Annotated in this window: 17 protein-coding genes and 2 pseudogenes; 10 read left to right on the top strand and 9 right to left on the bottom strand. The window is 70.4% G+C overall.

The features are described 5' to 3' along the window. Positions 1–56: 56 nt before the first annotated feature. Entirely contained in the window at positions 57–1,583 is a 1,527-nt protein-coding gene (locus tag AC069K_RS11020; protein ID WP_478614577.1) for a glycosyltransferase family 87 protein, read from the top strand. Between the two features lie 64 nt (positions 1,584–1,647). On the opposite strand, the gene AC069K_RS11015 is transcribed toward AC069K_RS11020, so the two are convergent. The 3 genes from AC069K_RS11015 to AC069K_RS11005 form a co-directional block, all read right to left on the bottom strand. After that, positions 1,648–2,679, bottom strand: a complete 1,032-nt coding sequence (locus tag AC069K_RS11015; protein WP_365102717.1) for an alanine racemase — start codon at positions 2,677–2,679, stop codon at positions 1,648–1,650. A 69-nt stretch (positions 2,680–2,748) separates the two neighbouring features. Continuing rightward, complete coding sequence (locus tag AC069K_RS11010; protein WP_358831789.1) at positions 2,749–3,867, bottom strand: lipid II:glycine glycyltransferase FemX; 1,119 nt, start codon at positions 3,865–3,867, stop codon at positions 2,749–2,751. Positions 3,868–3,990: 123 nt separating this feature from the next. After that, entirely contained in the window at positions 3,991–4,311 is a 321-nt protein-coding gene (locus AC069K_RS11005) for a hypothetical protein (protein WP_358831790.1), read from the bottom strand. A gap of 271 nt (positions 4,312–4,582) precedes the next feature. On the opposite strand from AC069K_RS11005, the gene rpsF reads away from it, so the two are divergent. From rpsF to rplI, 4 genes are all read left to right on the top strand, one after another. Continuing rightward, positions 4,583–4,873: a 30S ribosomal protein S6 gene (rpsF, locus tag AC069K_RS11000; RefSeq protein WP_067162183.1), complete on the top strand. Its 291-nt coding sequence runs from the start codon at positions 4,583–4,585 to the stop codon at positions 4,871–4,873. A 75-nt stretch (positions 4,874–4,948) separates the two neighbouring features. Continuing rightward, positions 4,949–5,542 carry a single-stranded DNA-binding protein gene (locus AC069K_RS10995; RefSeq protein WP_358831791.1) on the top strand — a complete coding sequence of 198 codons (594 nt, stop codon included), beginning with the start codon at positions 4,949–4,951 and terminating at the stop codon, positions 5,540–5,542. 43 nt (positions 5,543–5,585) lie between these two features. Further along, a complete protein-coding gene (gene rpsR / locus AC069K_RS10990) occupies positions 5,586–5,822 on the top strand; it encodes a 30S ribosomal protein S18 (protein ID WP_005315025.1) in 237 nt (78 codons plus the stop codon). 18 nt (positions 5,823–5,840) lie between these two features. Then, positions 5,841–6,287, top strand: a complete 447-nt coding sequence (rplI, locus tag AC069K_RS10985) for a 50S ribosomal protein L9 (RefSeq protein WP_067162187.1) — start codon at positions 5,841–5,843, stop codon at positions 6,285–6,287. A 112-nt stretch (positions 6,288–6,399) separates the two neighbouring features. Here rplI and AC069K_RS10980 read toward each other — a convergent pair whose 3' ends face one another. Further along, the gene (locus AC069K_RS10980) at positions 6,400–7,737 is read right to left on the bottom strand and encodes an MATE family efflux transporter (protein WP_478614571.1); all 1,338 of its coding nucleotides are present in this window, start codon (positions 7,735–7,737) and stop codon (positions 6,400–6,402) included. A 441-nt stretch (positions 7,738–8,178) separates the two neighbouring features. Between AC069K_RS10980 and dnaB the strand changes: the two genes are divergently transcribed. Both dnaB and AC069K_RS10970 read left to right on the top strand, forming a co-directional pair. Continuing rightward, positions 8,179–9,648, top strand: coding sequence for a replicative DNA helicase (gene dnaB, locus AC069K_RS10975; RefSeq protein WP_365102828.1), 1,470 nt, complete (start codon positions 8,179–8,181; stop codon positions 9,646–9,648). 151 nt (positions 9,649–9,799) lie between these two features. After that, positions 9,800–11,176: a serine hydrolase domain-containing protein gene (locus AC069K_RS10970; protein ID WP_478615204.1), complete on the top strand. Its 1,377-nt coding sequence runs from the start codon at positions 9,800–9,802 to the stop codon at positions 11,174–11,176. Positions 11,177–11,261: 85 nt separating this feature from the next. Here the strand turns inward: AC069K_RS10970 and AC069K_RS10965 are convergent, their stop codons facing one another. Together AC069K_RS10965 and AC069K_RS10960 are read right to left on the bottom strand one after the other, a co-directional pair. Beyond that, positions 11,262–11,714 carry a GNAT family N-acetyltransferase gene (locus AC069K_RS10965; protein ID WP_358831793.1) on the bottom strand — a complete coding sequence of 151 codons (453 nt, stop codon included), beginning with the start codon at positions 11,712–11,714 and terminating at the stop codon, positions 11,262–11,264. Between the two features lie 10 nt (positions 11,715–11,724). Continuing rightward, positions 11,725–12,213: a MarR family winged helix-turn-helix transcriptional regulator gene (locus AC069K_RS10960; protein ID WP_358831794.1), complete on the bottom strand. Its 489-nt coding sequence runs from the start codon at positions 12,211–12,213 to the stop codon at positions 11,725–11,727. Positions 12,214–12,354: 141 nt separating this feature from the next. Here AC069K_RS10960 and AC069K_RS10955 point away from each other — a divergent pair, with 141 nt between their 5' ends. Together AC069K_RS10955 and AC069K_RS10950 are read left to right on the top strand one after the other, a co-directional pair. After that, positions 12,355–13,566 carry an MFS transporter gene (locus AC069K_RS10955; protein WP_365102706.1) on the top strand — a complete coding sequence of 404 codons (1,212 nt, stop codon included), beginning with the start codon at positions 12,355–12,357 and terminating at the stop codon, positions 13,564–13,566. A gap of 62 nt (positions 13,567–13,628) precedes the next feature. Beyond that, positions 13,629–14,051 (top strand): GlcG/HbpS family heme-binding protein, encoded by a 423-nt coding sequence (locus tag AC069K_RS10950; protein WP_365102703.1) that lies wholly within the window; start codon positions 13,629–13,631, stop codon positions 14,049–14,051. Between the two features lie 64 nt (positions 14,052–14,115). Here AC069K_RS10950 and AC069K_RS10945 read toward each other — a convergent pair whose 3' ends face one another. Further along, positions 14,116–14,970, bottom strand: a complete 855-nt coding sequence (locus AC069K_RS10945; RefSeq protein ID WP_478615201.1) for a GNAT family N-acetyltransferase — start codon at positions 14,968–14,970, stop codon at positions 14,116–14,118. Positions 14,971–15,355: 385 nt separating this feature from the next. On the opposite strand from AC069K_RS10945, the pseudogene AC069K_RS10940 reads away from it, so the two are divergent. Further along, positions 15,356–16,483, top strand: a pseudogene (locus AC069K_RS10940) (globin domain-containing protein); the annotation flags it as partial. A 23-nt stretch (positions 16,484–16,506) separates the two neighbouring features. Here AC069K_RS10940 and AC069K_RS10935 read toward each other — a convergent pair. Then, positions 16,507–16,989: an NUDIX hydrolase gene (locus AC069K_RS10935; protein ID WP_365102697.1), complete on the bottom strand. Its 483-nt coding sequence runs from the start codon at positions 16,987–16,989 to the stop codon at positions 16,507–16,509. 40 nt (positions 16,990–17,029) lie between these two features. Next, positions 17,030–17,874: pseudogene (locus AC069K_RS10930) on the bottom strand (LysR family transcriptional regulator). Positions 17,875–17,924: the final 50 nt, after the last annotated feature.

Here is a 17,924-nt window from a genome sequence, read left to right as displayed (position 1 = left end):
CACGTGAAACATCGCCCCTCGGCATTTCCCCGGAGGTGTACGGCAGGATGTGCGGCATGACGAGCGAGACCAGTGCCCGCGCGTACGAGACCCGGCCGGGGAAGTCCGCCGGACCCGTCGTGCGCCCCACGGAGCAGGACGAGGTCGCCGCGGCCGGCAGCGAGGTGCTGGGCGGTCCCATGGGCCGCTGGGCCTCGGGAGCGGGCCATTGGCTGACCCCGGTCCGGGTGATCACCCTGGTCGCCCTTGGCATGTTCGCCCTCGGGATGGCGCAGAAGGCCCCCTGCTACGAGTGGGCGTGGTTCCGGGGCGTGAACTCCCAGTACACCCACGCCTGCTACTCCGATATCCCGCACCTGTACGTGGGCCGGGGCTTCGCCGACGGGAAGGTGCCCTACTTCGACCGGCTCTCCGGCGACATGGACTTCCTCGAATACCCGGTGCTGACCGGGCTGTTCATGGAGGTGGCCTCCTGGCCGGTGTCGTGGATGTCCGGCGGCAGCACGCAGCACCGCGAGCAGATGTACTGGATGGTCAACGCGGGGATGCTGATGGCCTGCACGGCCGTCATCGCGGTCTGTGTGGCGCGGACGCACCGTCGCCGCCCCTGGGACGCGCTGCTGGTCGCCCTGGCGCCCGCCTTCGCCCTCACCGCGACGATCAACTGGGACCTCTTCGCCATCGCCCTGACCGCCGCCGCCATGCTGCTCTGGTCCCGCGGCCGCCCGCTCGCCTTCGGCATTCTCATCGGGCTGGCGACGGCCGCCAAGCTCTACCCCGTGCTGCTGCTGGGGCCGCTGCTGTTCCTGTGCTGGCGGGCCGGGAAGTGGCGGGAGTGCGGGGCGGCCGTGCTCGGGGCGGCGGGCGCCTGGCTGGTGGTGAACGTGCCGGTGATGCTGCTGGCGCCCGAGGGCTGGAAGAAGTTCTACACCTTCAGCCAGGAGCGGTCCGTCGACTTCGGCTCCTTCTGGCTGATCATCTCGCAGCGCACCGGCAAGTCCCTGGACGTCGACATGGTGAACAACCTGGCGACGCTGCTGATGGTGCTGCTGTGCGCGGGCATCGCGGCGCTGACGCTCACGGCCCCCCGCCGTCCACGCTTCGCCCAGCTCGCCTTCCTGGTCGTCGCCGCGTTCATCTTGACCAACAAGGTCTACTCCCCGCAGTACGTGCTGTGGCTGATCCCGCTGGCCGCGCTGGCCCGGCCGCGCTGGCGCGACTTCCTGATCTGGCAGGCGGGGGAGGTCGTCTACTTCCTCGGGATCTGGACGTACCTCGCGTACACGATGAGCGGCGAGAAGCACCAGGGACTCCCGCCGGAGGGCTACCAGCTGGCCATCGCCGCCCATCTGCTGACGACGCTCTACCTGTGCGCGGTGATCGTGCGGGACATCCTGATGCCGGAACGGGACGGCGTACGGCGTGACGGCTCGGACGACCCCTCCGGAGGCGTGCTCGACGGCGCCCCGGACGTCTTCGTCCTGGGTCAGGCGGCGCATCCGCCCCGGCACGCGGCTCCCCTGGTCGAGGGGCCGCGGGTGGAGTGGGGAACGGGGCAGCGGGGCGCCCAGGACGGCTGGTAGCGACGCGAAGGGCCCCCGCCGGTGGCGGGGGCCCTTCGTCGTGTCCCGGGCGGTGACGCGGCGCCTAGCGGTCGACCATGCGGTCGAACTGCGTCGTGGTGTGCCGCAGATGGGCCACCAGCTCGTCACCCACGCGCGGCTCCTGGGAGTCCGAGGGGACGAAGAGGATCGACACCTGCATGTGCGGCGGCTCCGCGAACCAGCGCTGCTTGCCGTCCCAGACGAACGGCGACAGGTTGCGGTTGACGGTCGCCAGACCGGCCCGGGCGACGCCCTTGGCACGCGGCATCACCCCGTGGAGCGCCTTGGGCGCCTCCAGGCCGACGCCGTGCGAGGTGCCGCCCGCGACCACGACCAGCCAGCCGTCCGAGGCGGCCTTCTGCTGGCGGTAGCCGAAACGGTCCCCCTTCGCGACCCGGGTGACGTCCAGGACGGCGCCCCGGTACTCGGTCGCCTCGTGGTCACCGAGCCACAGCCGCGTGCCGATACGCGCCCGGAACCGGGTCTGCGGGAACTGCTGCTGCAGCCGCGCCTGCTCCTCGGCCCGCAGATGGCTGACGAACATGGTGTGCAGCGGCAGCCGGGCCGCCCGCAGCCGGTCCATCCAGCCGATGACCTCCTCGACGGCGTCGGAGCCGTCGGTGCGGTCGAGCGGGAGGTGCAGGGCGAAGCCCTCCAGCCGTACGTCCTCGATGGCGGAGTGGAGCATGCCGAGCTCCTCCTCCTTGATGCCGTGGCGCTTCATCGAGCTCATGCACTCGATGACCACGCGCGCGCCCACGAGGGCGTGCACCCCGTCCACGGAGGAGACCGAGCGGATCACGCGGTCCGGCAGCGGCACCGGCTCCTCGCTCCGGCGGAACGGTGTGAGCACCAGCAGGTCGCCGCCGAACCAGTCCTTGATACGGGCGGCCTCGTAGGTGGTGCCGACCGCCAGGATGTCCGAGCCGAAGCGGTTCACCTCCTCGGCCAGGCGCTCGTGGCCGAAGCCGTAGCCGTTGCCCTTGCAGACCGGGACGATGCCCGGGAACTGGTCGACCACGGACTTCTGGTGCGCCCGCCAGCGCGCGGTGTCGACGTACAGGGAGAGCGCCATGGCCGGTTCCGGAACCTTTCTGGTGGCTGCGGTGTGTCAGAGGTGGGAAGGGACGGGACTACGTGCCCGTCAGCGCCTCGACATGTAGATGTCGAGCGCCTTGTGCAGCAGCTTGTTCAGCGGGAAGTCCCACTCGCCGACGTACTCGACGGCCTCACCACCAGTACCCACCTTGAACTGGATGAGACCGAAGAGGTGGTCGGTCTCGTCGAGCGAGTCCGAGATGCCGCGCAGGTCGTAGACGGTCGCGCCCATGGCGTACGCGTCGCGCAGCATCCGCCACTGCATCGCGTTCGAGGGCCGGACCTCACGGCCGATGTTGTCGGAGGCGCCGTAGGAGTACCAGACGTGCCCGCCCACGACGAGCATCGTCGCCGCCGACAGGTTCACGCCGTTGTGGCGCGCGAAGTAGAGCCGCATCCGGTTGGGGTCCTCGTTGTTGAGGACCGTCCACATGCGCTGGAAGTACGAGAGCGGGCGCGGGCGGAAGTGGTCGCGGACGGCGGTGATCTCGTACAGCCGCTGCCACTCGGCCAGGTCCTCGTAGCCGCCCTGGACGACTTCGACGCCGGCCTTCTCGGCCTTCTTGATGTTGCGGCGCCACAGCTGGTTGAAGCCCTTGAGGACGTCGTCGAGCGAGCGGTTGGCGAGTGGCACCTGGAAGACGTAGCGCGGCTGCACGTCGCCGAAGCCCGCGCCGCCGTCCTCGCCCTGCTGCCAGCCCATCTTCCGCAGCCGGTCGGCCACTTCGAAGGCACGCGGCTCGATGTGGGTGGCCTCGACGTCGCGCAGACGCTTGACGTCCGGGTCCTGGATGCCGGACTTGATGGCGGCCGAGTCCCAGCGGCGGATGACGACCGGCGGGCCCATCTTCACCGAGAACGCGCCCTGGTGCTTGAGGTGCGCCAGCATCGGCTGGAGCCACTCGTCGAGGTTCGGGGCGTACCAGTTGATGACCGGGCCCTCGGGCAGGTACGCGAGGTACCGCTTGATCTTCGGCAGCTGGCGGTAGAGCACCAGGCCGGCGCCGACCATCTGACCGGTCTTGTCGAACCACCCGAGGCTCTCCGAGCGCCACTCGGTCTTCACATCAGCCCACGCCGGGACCTGGCAGTGGCTAGCCGCGGGCAGGCTCTGGATGTACGCCAGATGCTGCTCACGGCTGATGGTCCTCAGGGTCAGGCTCATGCGGGGCGCTCCTCGGCAGGTGTGTCCCCATGGGTACAGGGGCTCCGGCTCTCGCGCCGAAGCCTACTGCGCCCGGGGAGCGCCCCGGATGGCTGTACGGACCTGAGCGGGTGCGGGGTGTCCTCAGCGGCCGATGACGCCGCCGAAGAGACCGCCATGGGCCATGCCGAGGAAGAAGCCCACGGCGGCGGCGCCGAGCCCGAGGATCAGCAGGAACCGCTCGCGGGTCGTCACCGAGATGAACTGTCCGTACGCGCCCGTGAGGATCCCCACCAGGCCCGCCCAGGAGCTGAGCAGGTGCAGGTTGTGGAAGAACGCCGTGATGAAGGCCAGTGCGCCGAGCACGACGGTCACCGCCATGAAGGCGTCCTGAAGGGGATGGGGCTTGCCGTCGGTGGCGAAGAGGGAGACGACGGACGAGTTCGATCGCATTGCCTGTGCCATGAGGCACCTCCTGGCGGAAGCGGAGCGCGGCGAAGGGTAGCGCCGCGCACACCCGATGTGTACAGATTGCGGCCCCTGACCGCCGGATTTCAACCGGAAGCCTGTGTGCAGGTACTCTGTACGGTCTGCACCGGTGTCTGCCCTGGCCAGGACGCGGTCCCCCTCTCTCGGAGCGGGATTGTCAGTGGCGGCGGATACCGTTGTTCACGCATCACGACCCTCCTGCCACGGAACGACCGTGGCCGCTGAGTCCAAAGGAGGTGGGTTCCACATGCGTCACTACGAGGTGATGGTCATCCTCGACCCCGATCTGGAGGAGCGCGCTGTCTCCCCCCTGATCGAGAACTTCCTCTCCGTCGTCCGTGAGGGCAACGGAAAGGTCGAGAAGGTCGACACCTGGGGCCGTCGTCGTCTCTCCTACGAGATCAAGAAGAAGCCCGAGGGCATCTACACGGTCATCGACCTCCAGGCCGAGCCTGCGGTCGTCAAGGAGCTCGACCGTCAGATGAACCTGAACGAGTCGGTCCTCCGGACCAAGGTCCTCCGTCCCGAGACCCACTGAGCTTCCGCTCAGAAGTCATCGGGTTCCGAGTAGCAACACAGCAGCCAGCAGCAATCCCCGCCGAGAGGTTCACCCATGGCAGGCGAGACCGTCATCACGGTCGTCGGCAATCTCGTCGACGACCCCGAGCTGCGCTTCACCCCGTCCGGTGCGGCCGTCGCGAAGTTCCGTGTCGCGTCGACTCCCCGCACCTTCGACCGTCAGACCAATGAGTGGAAGGACGGCGAAAGCCTCTTCCTGACCTGCTCGGTCTGGCGTCAGGCGGCGGAGAACGTCGCCGAGTCGCTCCAGCGAGGCATGCGCGTCATCGTGCAGGGCCGGCTGAAGCAGCGGTCCTACGAGGACCGCGAGGGCGTCAAGCGCACGGTCTACGAGCTGGACGTCGAGGAAGTCGGCCCCAGCCTCAAGAGCGCCACGGCCAAGGTCACCAAGACCACCGGTCGAGGCGGCCAGGGTGGTTACGGCGGCGGTGGTGGCCAGCAGCAGGGCGGTGGCAGCTGGGGTGGAGCCCCCAGTGGCGGCCCGCAGGGCGGCGGCGCTCCCGCCGACGACCCCTGGGCCTCCAGCGCACCGGCCGGCGGCGGCCAGCAGCAGGGTGGCGGCGGTGGCGGCTGGGGCGGAAGCTCCGGCGGCTCCGGCGGCGGCTACTCGGACGAGCCGCCCTTCTAGGGCAGCCCGTACCCCCACTTCTTGATCACACAGGAGAAACACCATGGCGAAGCCGCCTGTGCGCAAGCCTAAGAAGAAGGTCTGCGCTTTCTGCAAGGACAAGACCGCTTACGTGGACTACAAGGACACGAACATGCTGCGGAAGTTCATTTCCGACCGCGGCAAGATCCGTGCCCGCCGCGTGACCGGCAACTGCACGCAGCACCAGCGTGACGTCGCCACGGCCGTCAAGAACAGCCGTGAGATGGCGCTGCTGCCCTACACGTCCACCGCGCGATAAGGGAAGGGTGACCGAAAAATGAAGATCATCCTCACCCACGAGGTCTCTGGCCTCGGTGCCGCCGGCGATGTCGTCGACGTCAAGGACGGCTACGCTCGCAACTACCTGGTCCCGCGTGGTTTCGCGATCCGCTGGACCAAGGGCGGCGAGAAGGACGTCGAGCAGATCCGTCGTGCTCGCAAGATCCACGAGATCGCCACCATCGAGCAGGCCAACGAGATCAAGGCCCGCCTCGAAGGCGTGAAGGTGCGTCTGGCTGTTCGCTCCGGCGACGCCGGCCGTCTCTTCGGCTCCGTCACCCAGGCCGACGTCGCTGCGGCGATCAAGGCTGCCGGTGGCCCGGACGTGGACAAGCGTCGCGTCGAGCTCGGCTCGCCGATCAAGACCCTGGGCGCGCACCAGGTGTCCGTGCGTCTGCACGCCGAGGTTGCCGCGAAGGTTGGCGTCGAGGTCGTCGCCGCCTAAGGGCATCGCTCAGCAGAGCATAAGAAGGGCCGCACCCTCCGGGGTGCGGCCCTTCGCCGTTGTCGGCGGCGGGCGATGTTTCACGTGAAACATGCCCCCTGCCGGAAGGTGCTCAGCGCGTCGCGCCCGTGACCAGCCAGCGCCCCGAGCGGGCGCGGAGCCAGAGCGTCAGCATGCGGACCGACATCATCAGGGCCATGGCCCACCACAGGGCGGTGAGCCCGCCGCCGAACGCCGGGACCAGCAGCGCCACCGGGGCGAAGCAGGCGAGCGTCAGCAGCATCGCCCACGCCAGATAGGGGCCGTCGCCCGCGCCCATGAGCACTCCGTCGAGGACGAAGACGATCCCGGAGACCGGCTGGGAGAGGGCGACCACCAGGAGCGCGGGCAGCAGAGCGTCCCGGACCGTGTCGTCGCCGGTGAAGAGCGGGATGAACAGCGGCCGCGCCACCGCCACCAGCAGACCGAGCACCACCCCGGCCGCGATGCCCCACTCGACCATGCGCCGGCATGCCTGGCGGGCGCCCTCGGTGTCCTCCGCGCCGAGGTACCGCCCGATGATGGCCTGCCCGGCGATCGCGATGGCGTCGAGAGCGAAGGCCAGCAGGCTCCACAGGGACAGGATGATCTGGTGCGCGGCTATGTCGGCGTCGCCCAGGCGGGCGGCCACGGCGGTGGCGATCATCAGGACGGCCCGCAGCGAGAGCGTACGGACCAGCAGCGGAACCCCCGCCTGGGCGCTGGCGCGGATGCCCGCCGCGTCGGGACGCAGTGAGGCGCCGTGGCGCCGGGCCCCGCGTACGACGACGCGGAGGTAGACGGCGGCCATCGCGACCTGGGCGGTCACGGTGCCCCAGGCGGAGCCGGCGATGCCGAGGCCGGCCCCGTAGACGAGCCCGACGTTCAGCGCCGCGTTGAGGGTGAAACCGCCGATGGCCACATAGAGCGGCGTCCTGGTGTCCTGGAGGCCGCGCAGGATGCCGGTGGCCGCGAGCACCACGAGCATGGCGGGGATACCGAGCGAGGAGACGCGCAGATAGGTGACGGCGTAGGGGGCGGCGGTGTCCGAGGCTCCGAAGAGGTGGATGAGCCAGGGGGCCGCGGGCAGGACGACGGCGATGACGCCGGCACCGAGCAGCAGGGCGAGCCAGACGCCGTCCATGCCCTGGCGGATGGCGGCCGGCAGGTCTCCGGCGCCGACGCGGCGGGCGACGGCGGCCGTGGTGGCGTAGGCGAGGAAGACGAAGACGCTCACGGCGGTGGTGAGGAGGGCCGCGGCGATGCCCAGACCGGCCAGTTGCGGGGTGCCGAGGTGGCCGACGATCGCGCTGTCGGCCATGACGAAGAGCGGCTCGGCGACCAGGGCGCCGAAGGCGGGGACGGCGAGCGAGACGATCTCGCGGTCGTGTCGGCGCCGGGTGTTCCTCGGTGCCACGGGGGCCTGTGTCATGAACTCAATCTAATCTTCCACAGGTAATAGATGCAATGCCAATGCGATCCTTACCTTGGAACCGGAGTGCGGTTCGGCTGTGCGCCGTTTGTCGTGATCTTGGGCCAGCCGGGAAAGTTTTTCTCCCCCACAGCCGGTGGACGGAAAAACCGCAGGTCAAGCGGGTGGTGCCGGGTGGGCTATGACTTTGTCCACAGTGCTGTCCCCCGGTCCGTGCACAGGTTCTGCGGAGTTCTCCACAGCATCTGGTCCGTCGTCCACATGGCCTGTGGATAACCAGATTGGCTGACGGTGCCGACGGGCCTAACGTGGACCGGCGCCCGACGCGCCGGAACCGGAGTCGGGCTTCTCGTTTTGTCAGTGCCGTGCCGTAGAAAGAGTGGCACGGCTAGGTCCGCGGAGCGGACGGGAGGAGGTGGCCCGGTGAGCATTCCCGAGCCCTTGGACGACCCCTGGGCCGACAGCGGTCCGGGTGACCGTCTGCCCGTCTCCCGCCCCCGCCGCGCCGAAGGACGGGGCCGCGGCCGCGACGACCAGCACGACCGGGGCCGCGAGAGCGAGTCCTGGGACGGCGGCGGATCGTCCGGGTTCGAGCGGGTCCCCCCGCAGGACATCGACGCCGAGCAGTCCGTCCTCGGCGGCATGCTGCTCTCCAAGGACGCCATCGCGGACGTCGTGGAGATCATCAAGGGCCATGACTTCTACCGCCCGGCCCACGAGACCGTCTACACGGCGATCCTCGACCTGTACGCGAAGGGCGAGCCGGCCGACCCGATCACCGTGGCGGCCGAGCTGGTCAAGCGGGGCGAGATCACCCGCGTCGGCGGCGCCTCGTATCTGCACACCCTGGTCCAGTCGGTCCCGACCGCGGCCAACGCCTCGTACTACGCGGAGATCGTCCACGAGCGGGCGGTGCTCCGCCGTCTCGTCGAGGCGGGCACCAAGATCACGCAGATGGGATACGCGGCGGACGGCGACGTCGACGAGATCGTCAACTCCGCCCAGGCCGAGATCTACGCGGTCACCGAACAGCGCACCAGCGAGGACTACCTCCCCCTCGGCGACATCATGGAGGGCGCGCTCGACGAGATCGAGGCGATCGGCTCCCGCAGCGGCGAGATGACCGGTGTGCCGACCGGCTTCACCGACTTCGACTCCCTCACCAACGGTCTGCACCCGGGCCAGATGATCGTCATCGCGGCCCGGCCCGCCATGGGTAAGTCCACGCTGGCGCTGGACTTCGCCCGGGCCTGCTCCATCAAGCACAACCTGCCCAGCGTGATCTTCTCCCTCGAAATGGGCCGCAACGAGATCGCGATGCGTCTTCTGTCGGCCGAGGCCCGGGTCGCGCTCCACCACATGCGCTCGGGCACCATGACCGACGAGGACTGGACCCGCCTCGCCCGCCGGATGCCGGACGTCTCCCAGGCCCCGCTCTACATCGACGACTCCCCGAACCTGTCGATGATGGAGATCCGCGCCAAATGCCGCCGGCTCAAGCAGCGCAACGACCTCAAGCTCGTCGTCATCGACTACCTCCAGCTGATGCAGTCCGGCGGCTCCAAGCGCGCCGAGAGCCGCCAGCAGGAGGTCTCGGACATGTCCCGAAACCTCAAGCTGCTCGCCAAGGAGCTGGAGCTCCCGGTCATCGCGCTCTCCCAGCTGAACCGTGGCCCCGAGCAGCGTACGGACAAGAAGCCGATGGTCTCCGACCTGCGTGAGTCCGGCTCCATCGAGCAGGACGCGGACATGGTCATCCTGTTGCACCGCGAGGACGCGTACGAGAAGGAGTCCCCGCGCGCGGGCGAGGCGGACCTCATCGTGGCCAAGCACCGTAACGGCCCGACGGCCACGATCACGGTGGCCTTCCAGGGCCACTACTCGCGCTTCGTGGACATGGCGCAGACCTGATCCGGGCTTCGTCCCCGGGGCCGTGGCGAACGGATGGACCGTACGACGCGTACGTCCGGTGCGTGTCGGGGGAAAACCGTTCGACGGCTGTGGAGTGCGGAGATACACCTGGGGCATGACCTCATCCCCGCATGTGCCGAGCGCCCCGCCGATGACCACGGCCCCCGCCGGCCTCCTGCCCGGTACCGAACGCGCGCTGATCCACCGCCTGGCCGTCGCCCAGTCCGAGGGGCGGCTGCCCTCGCTGGTCGCCGCCGTGGTCCGCGAGGGCCGCATCGTCTGGACGGGCTCGCGCACCTCCGTCGAAGGCCACGGCCCCGACGCCGACGTCCAGTACCGCATCGGCTCCATCACCAAGACCTTCACCGCCGTGCTGGTCCTGCGACTGCGCGACGAGGGGCTGCTGGACCTCGGGGACCCGCTGGAGAAGCACCTGCCCGGCACCGGGGTCGGTGAGGTGACCATCGCCCAACTCCTCGGCCACAGCGCGGGGTTGGCCGCCGAGACTCCCGGGGCCTGGTGGGAGCGGAGCTCGGCCGCGCTGCGTCCGGAGCTCTCGGACGTGCTGGGGGAGAACCCGCAGCCGCATCCGGTCGGCAGGCTGCACCACTACTCCAACCCCGGGTACACGCTGCTCGGTTCGCTGATCGAGGCCGTGCGGGGGGTGTCCTGGGAGGAGGCTCTGCGGAGCGAGGTCCTCGATCCGCTGGGACTGACCAGGACGAGCACCCGGCCGGTGGCCCCGCACGCAGGCGGCTGGGCCGTGCACCCGTGGGCCGACGCCCTGCTTCCCGAGCCGGCCGAGGACCTGGGGCTGATGGCTCCGGCGGGCCAGCTGTGGTCGACGGCTGCGGACCTCTGCCGCTTCGCCGCGTTCCTCGCCGAGGGGGACGACCGGGTGCTGAGCGCCGCGAGCGTACGGGAGATGCGGACCCCGTCCGCACCGCCCGAGGCGGGGGACTGGCAGAACAACTACGGGCTGGGGGTCCAGCTGAGCCGCCAGGGCGGCCACCGCACCCTCGCCGGTCACACGGGTTCGCTGCCGGGGTTCGTCGCCGGACTCTGGATCAGCGTGGAGGACGGGGTAGGGGCGGCCGTCCTCACCAACTCCACGTCGGGGACGGCCCCGTCGGTCGCCGCCGATCTCATCCGGACCGTCATCGAGGCCGAGCCGAAACTCCCCGCGCCGTGGCGGCCCCTGTCCGAGGTCGACCCGTCCCTGCTGGAGCTCACCGGCCCCTGGTACTGGGGGACGTACACCTACGGCCTGCGGCTGAACGCCGACGGCACGATGGCGCTGGAGCCGCTGCGCGGTCAGGGCCGCGCGTCGAGGTTCGAGGCGCGGGCGGACGGCAGCTGGGTCGGCCTCAACGGCTACTACCAGGGCGAGATCCTGCGGGCGGTCCGCCGGCCGGACGGCTCGGTGAGCCATCTCGACCTCGGGTCGTTCGTCTTCACCCGGGAGCCGTACGGACCGGCCGAGGTGGTCCCGGGAGGGGTCGACCCCGAGGGCTGGCGCGGAGTCTGATGTTTCACGTGAAACGTGGCGACGCCACGTTTCACGTGAAACCTCCCACGGCCCCCGGGGCGGCCGGGCCCTGCGTCCCCGGGGGTCAGAGGGCTTTCTTGAAGCCCAGGTGGGACGCCTCGAAACCGAGCCGCTCATAGAAGCGGTGCGCGTCGATCCGCGTGGCGTCCGAGGTGAGCTGGACCAACTGGCAGCCCAGGTGCTGGGATTGCTCGACGGCCCACTCGATGAGCCGGGTGCCGAGGCCGCCGCCGCGCTCATCGGCGTGGATGCGGACGCCCTCGATGATCGAGCGGGTGGCCCCGCGCCGGGACAGGCCGGGGATGACGGTCAGCTGGAGTGTGCCGACGACCCGGTCGTCGCGGACGGCCACGACCAGGTGCTGATGGGGGTCGCCGGCCAGCCGCTCGAAGGCGGCGAGGTACGGGGTCAGGTCGCCCGGCGACTCCCGCTGGGCGCCCAGCGGGTCGTCGGCCAGCATCGCCACGATCGCGGGGATGTCCTGGGCCGTCGCGGGCCTTATCTCAAGATCGCTCATGGCCCGGAGACTACGCCGGGGAAAGCTCCGCCGGGGAGGGCTGGGCGGGGACGCGGAGTTGCTCGACGGCCCTGACCAGGGGGGCGAGCTCAGGGTTCCGCGCGGCCTCGTCGAGTGCCTCGCGCAGGGCGCGGTCGTTGGTGGGCCGGGCCGCCGCGAGCAGCTCCTGGCCGGCCTCCGTGACGTCCGTGTAGATCCCGCGCCGGTCGGTGTCGCAGAGATAGCGGGTCAGCAGCCCGCGGTCCTCCAGGCGCGTGACCAGCCGGGTGGTGGCGGACTGGCTGAGGACGACGGCGTCGGCGACCTGCTTCATCTGGAGATGACCGCCCGGGCCGCTGTGCTGGCGGCCGAGGACGTCCAGCAGCGAGTACTCGCGCACGCTCAGCTCGTGCCCCGACTGCAGGGCCCGCTCGATATGGGCCTCGATCCTGCCGTGCAGCAGCGAGAGGGCACACCAGCCCTGCGAGAGGGCGGTGAGTGCGGGGTCCGTCGCGGTCATGCGTCTGTCCTCCGTCCGGAGCGGCTTGAGACCAGGATAGGCCACGACTGCAATAGCCCGCGTTTGCAATTAACCCGCGTCTGCAATTATTGTGAACGCTCGTAAGGCGCTCGTGCAATCTCCTGGAAGGCTGGCCATCCCATGCCACTCGCGCTCCTAGCCCTGGCCATCGGGGCGTTCGGTATCGGCACCACCGAATTCGTGATCATGGGGCTGCTCCCGGAAGTGGCCGACACCTACGGCGTGACCATCCCTATGGCCGGCTACCTGGTGACCGGCTACGCGCTGGGCGTCGTCCTCGGTGCCCCGCTGATGACCGTCCTGGGCACCCGGATCTCCCGCAAGCGCATGCTGATGCTGCTGATGGGCTTCTTCATCGTCGGCAACGTGCTCTCCGCCGTCGCGCCCGTCTTCGGGCTGATGCTGGCCGGGCGGATCGTCGCCTCGCTCGCGCACGGCGCGTTCTTCGGTATCGGCTCGGTCGTCGCCGCCGATCTCGTCGCCCCCGAGAAGAAGGCCGGGGCGATCGCGATGATGTTCACCGGTCTCACCGTCGCCAACGTCATCGGTGTCCCGCTGGGCACCCTGGTCGGCCAGCAGATCGGCTGGCGCACCACGTTCTTCGTCGTGGCCGCGCTCGGTGTGGTCGGCCTCCTGGGCGTCGCCAAGCTCGTCCCCGACATGCCGAAGGCCGAGGGCGTCCGGCTGCGCCACGAGATCGCCGCGTTCCGCAACGTCCAGGTCCTGCTCGCCATGGCGATGACCGTGCTCGGCTTCGGCGGCGTCTTCGCCGCGATCACCTACATCACCCCGATGATGACCCATGTCACCGGCTACGCCGACGGCTCCGTCACCTGGCTGCTCGTCCTCTTCGGCCTCGGCATGGTCGCCGGGAACCTGATCGGCGGCCGCTTCGCCGACCGGGCCCTGATGCCGATGCTCTACGCGTCGCTGAGCGGCCTCGCCGTCGTGCTGGCCCTGTTCACCCTCACCGCCCACGACAAGGCGGCCTCGGCCGTCACCGTCTTCCTGATCGGCGCGCTCGGCTTCGCGACCGTACCGCCGCTGCAGAAGCGGGTCCTGGACCAGGCGGCGGGTGCGCCCACCCTCGCCTCCGCCGTGAACATCGGCGCCTTCAACCTCGGCAACGCGCTCTCCGCCTGGCTCGGCGGGATCGTGATCGCCGCCGGGCTCGGCTACACCGCCCCGAACTGGGTCGGCGCCGCGCTCGCCGCCTCGGCGCTCGTCCTCGCCCTCGTCTCCAGCGCCCTGGAGAGGCGTACGGGCACCGGCGGCCGGATCGTCACGGGCAGCGCGCCCGAGCCGGCCCGCGCCACCGCGGCGCACCACTGACCACCCCCGCGGCAACCGGCCCCCGGCCGGCCGCTCCACCGCACGCACCAAGGAGTCATCCGATGAGCACCACCACCGCCGTAGCCCCGCTCACCATCCAGGACGCCGAAGCCCTCGTGGAGGCGGCGCGTGCCGCGGCCGAGGAGGCGGGGGCCACTGTCGCGGTCACCGTCCTGGACGCGGGCGGCCACCTGCTGGCCTTCCGCCGCGACGACCGCGCCGTCCTGATCGCGGGCGAGACCAGCACCCGCAAGGCGTACACCGCGCTCCAGCTCGGCACGGCCACCGCCGACCTCGTCGACGCGGTCCAGCCCGGTGGGCTCTTCCACACCCTGCCGACCGCGCTCGACCGCCCGCTGCTCTTCATCGCGGGCGGTGTCCCCGTCCACCGTGACGGCCGCCTGATCGGGGCCATCGGTGTGGGCGGCGGTTCCCCCGAGCAGGACCACGGCTTCGCCACGCAGGCCGTCCAGCGGCTCGTCTGAACCCCTGCCGACCCCATCGCCGTACGGAGAGATCCCGCGCCCCTCTCCGTACGGCGGACGTGCGTCAGCCCGCGGCGACCGTCAGGGGGGCGAAGCGGCGGGTCCAGTCCCCGGGCAGACCGGGGATGCCCCGGGTCATGACCGCGTTGAAGAAGGGGAGCGGTTCCAGCCCGTTCGCCTTCAGCCAGTCGAGCAGTTCCTCGTGGCGTACGTCGACATCGGTGCGCAACGGCCGGTCCGTCCCCGCGGCGAGCGAGGCCACCAGCGCCTTCGCGGTCTCGGTGTCACGGGCGACCAGGGGGCCCACGACGTGGGTCTCCATGTTCGGCCAGAGCGCCGCGTAGCCGATGAGGCCTCCGGAGTCCTCGGCGACCCGCAGCTGGTCCGCGAAGGCGGGCAGCCTGGTGATCATGTGCGTCCGGTCGCGGCCGAAGACCTCGGCGTCCAGGCGCAGCAGCGCGGGCAGGTCCTCCGCCGTCGCCGGGCGGGTCGCCACGGTGGGGGCGGGGCCCGAGGGGCGGAAGTGGCCGCGGACCATCTCGGCGCGGCCGGTGGTCTCGAAGCCCAGCTGTTCGTAGAGCGGTTGTCCGTACGCCGTGGCGTGCAGGGTGACCGGCCGGTCGCCCAGCTCCCCCAGCACGTGCCGCATCAGGCGCCGCCCCACGCCCTGCCGTGCGTACTTCTCGGCCACCAGGACCATTCCGATGGCCGCGAGATCCTCGTACGAGGTGACCACGCACGCGGTGACCAGCCCCTTGCCGTCCGGGTCGTCGAGGCCGTAGCCGGTTCCCGCGGTGAGCAGCAGTCCCCATTTGTGTTCCTCGCGTGCCCAGCCCCGGTTCTCGGAGAGGTCGGCGCAGGAAACGAGGTCGTCAATGGTCAGGCGGCGGATCGGGAGCTCGTCGAGCGGTGAGGGCATGGAGATCAGGCTGTCCGATGAACCCATGCTCCGTCCACCGTTTTGCGCATACAGCACGTTGCTTTCGGCCACGCTCTGTCAGCCTTCGTCCTGGATGTTTCACGTGAAACATGGACCGGGGAGCAGGTGCGTGGTTTCACGTGAAACATCGACGACTCCGCCACGCACACCTCCTCCGGAGGAGACCTCCGTGAGGCCTACGCGCCGGCACAGGTCGCACGAGCCTAACGGGAATGCCGGTTCGGATACCCGGTATTCCTGCTATGTGGCCCCGTACCCGCCGCGAAGCTGACATGCTCCGGTACGGGAGTGACGGAACTCCCGGACGTCGGCAACTGCGGCCAGAGGTTCGAGGCGAGACACAAGGATGAACGCTCCGACCAACACGTCGACCGACGCTGTGCTGATACGCCGCACTCTCGCGGAGATCGCACCCTTAGCGGACAAGGTCACGTCGTACTTCTACGCTCTGCTCTTCATAGGCGACCCGGAGCTGCGCACGCTCTTCCCGGCAGCGATGGACGCCCAGCGGGACCGGTTGCTCAAGGCGCTGCTCACGGCCGCCGAGCATCTGGAGAACACCGCCGCACTCACTGAATATCTTCGCCAGCTGGGCCGGGGCCACCGTAAGTACGGCACCCGGCCCGAGCATTACCCGGCCGTCGGAGAGGCGCTGATCGGGGCGCTGGCCCGGTACGCCGGGACCACCTGGGACGAGGCGGCCCAGGCCGCCTGGGTCCGGGCGTACACGACGATGTCGCAGATCATGATCGACGCGGCGGACGCGGACGAGCAGCTCCAGCCGGCCTGGTGGTACGCCGAGGTCGTCTCGCACGACCTGCGGACCCCGGACATCGCGGTGGTCACCCTCCGCCCCGACCAGCCGTACCCCTTCCTGGCCGGGCAGTACACGACACTGGAGACGCCCTGGTGGCCGCGGATCTGGCGGCACTACTCGCTGGCCTCCGCGCCCCGCACCGACGGACTGCTGTCGCTGCACGTCAAAGCGGTTCCGGCGGGCTGGGTCTCCGGCGCCCTGGTCCATCGCGCACGTCCCGGGGACACCCTGCGTCTGGGGCCGCCCGCCGGGTCGATGGTGGTCGACCACAGCACCGACAACGGCCTGCTCTGCCTCGGTGGCGGCACCGGCATAGCGCCCATCAAGGCGCTGGTCGAGGATGTCGCCCGGTACGGCGAGCGGCGCCCCGTCGAGGTCTTCTACGGAGCCCGCAGCAACCACGACCTCTACGACATCGACACTCTGATGCGGCTCCAGCAGACGCACTCCTGGCTGTCGGTACGGCCGGTGGTCTCGGGCGGCCCGGGCCGGGGGCTCGACGGGCGGCTTCCGGACGCGGTGCGCGAGTACGGGCCGTGGACGTCGTACGACGCCTATGTCTCCGGACCGCCGGGGATGATCCGCAGCGGGGTCACCACGCTCCGGGACATCGGGATCCCCTCGGACCGCATCCGGCACGACTCCGTCGAGGAGCTGGTCGCGGCGAACCACTGAGGCGTGCCGCGCCCGGCGGGGGGTCAGCCCAGGTCGGGCGCGTGCATCGCGCGGACGCCCTCGATGTTGCCGTCCAGGTAGTGCCGCAGCGACAGCGGCACGAGGTGGACGGAGGCGATGCCGACGCGGGTGAACGGGATCCGGACGATCTCGTACTCCCCGCAGGGCTCCTCCACCTCCGGGCCGTGCCGCAGTGATGCGTCCATGGATTCGAGCCGGCAGACGAAGAAGTGCTGCACCTTCACGCCGGTCGCGCCGCCGTCGGCGCCGATGTGCTCGACGGTGTCGACGAAACAGGGCACCACGTCGGTGATCTTCGCGCCGAGTTCCTCGTGCACCTCGCGGTGCAGCGCCTCGACGACGGTGGAGTCCTCCGGCTCGACGCCGCCACCGGGGGTGAGCCAGTAGGGATCCATGCCGGGCTTGGTGCGCTTGATCAGGATCAGGTCGTCGCCGTCCAGCAGGACGGCTCGTGCGGTGCGCTTGACCACGGGTCGGACGGTCATGGGAGGAATGTGGCCCGTGGCGGCGCCCGCGAAACTTCACTCAGCTCCAGTCGACCGCGGCGCGCAGCAGCCACTCCCGCGAGCGTGCGATGTGCGGCAGGGCCAGCGTGCCGGTGCGCACCGCCAGGAAGTAGGTCCGCAGCGGTGGTACCGGCGGGTCGGCAGTACGGCCAGGCCGGCACCGGCGGTCACCGTCTCCATGACCGCCCGCAGATCGGGCGCGATCACCGTGCCCGCCGCCGCCGGTTTGGTGTCGAAGACCGCGGCCCAGTAGCGCGAGACGAACGGGAGCGACTCGTGCACCTCCACCACCGGAATGTGCTCCAGTACGCCGGGGCCCCCGCGCCGCAGCGCCCCCGGCGCGACCCGCGAGGCCCAGCGCACCCCGGCGACCAGTACGTGCTCCTCGTCGCAGAGCGGGGTCGCGCAGAGCAGCCGCCCGCGCGGCCGGGCGGTGGCGATCGCCAGGTCGTGGTGGCCGGCGGCCAGACCCTCCAGGGCCTCCTCGGCGTTGCCGAAGGAGGCCCGCAGGGCGATCCCCTGTGGGATGAGCGAGGTCAGGGTGGGCAGAGCGCGCAGCGAGGTGAACTCGGGGGGCCCGGCGAGGTGCAGGGTGCGTACACCCGACTCCTCGTACGAGCCGGACTCCGCTATCTCGACCAGGGCGTCCAGATGCGGGGCGGCCCGCTGGGCCAGTTCGTCGCCGACGGTCGTCGGTGTCACTCCGCGCGCCTGACGCAGGAACAGCGGCCGCCCCAACTGCCGCTCCAGGGTGCGGATCTGGCTGGTCACGGCGGGCTGGGAGAGGCCGAGCAGGGCGGCGGCGCGGGTGAAGGAGCCCGCGCGGTGCACCGTGACGAACGTCCGCAGCAGGGCGAGGTCCATGCGTGCCCTCCCGTCCCGAACCGCCTCACGACATCCCCCGCCGGACACAA

It is taken from the genome of Streptomyces sp. NPDC043908 (assembly GCF_056435525.1).
Note: the sequence above shows the minus strand (reverse complement) of the source record. Positions and strands in the feature narration are given on the sequence as shown.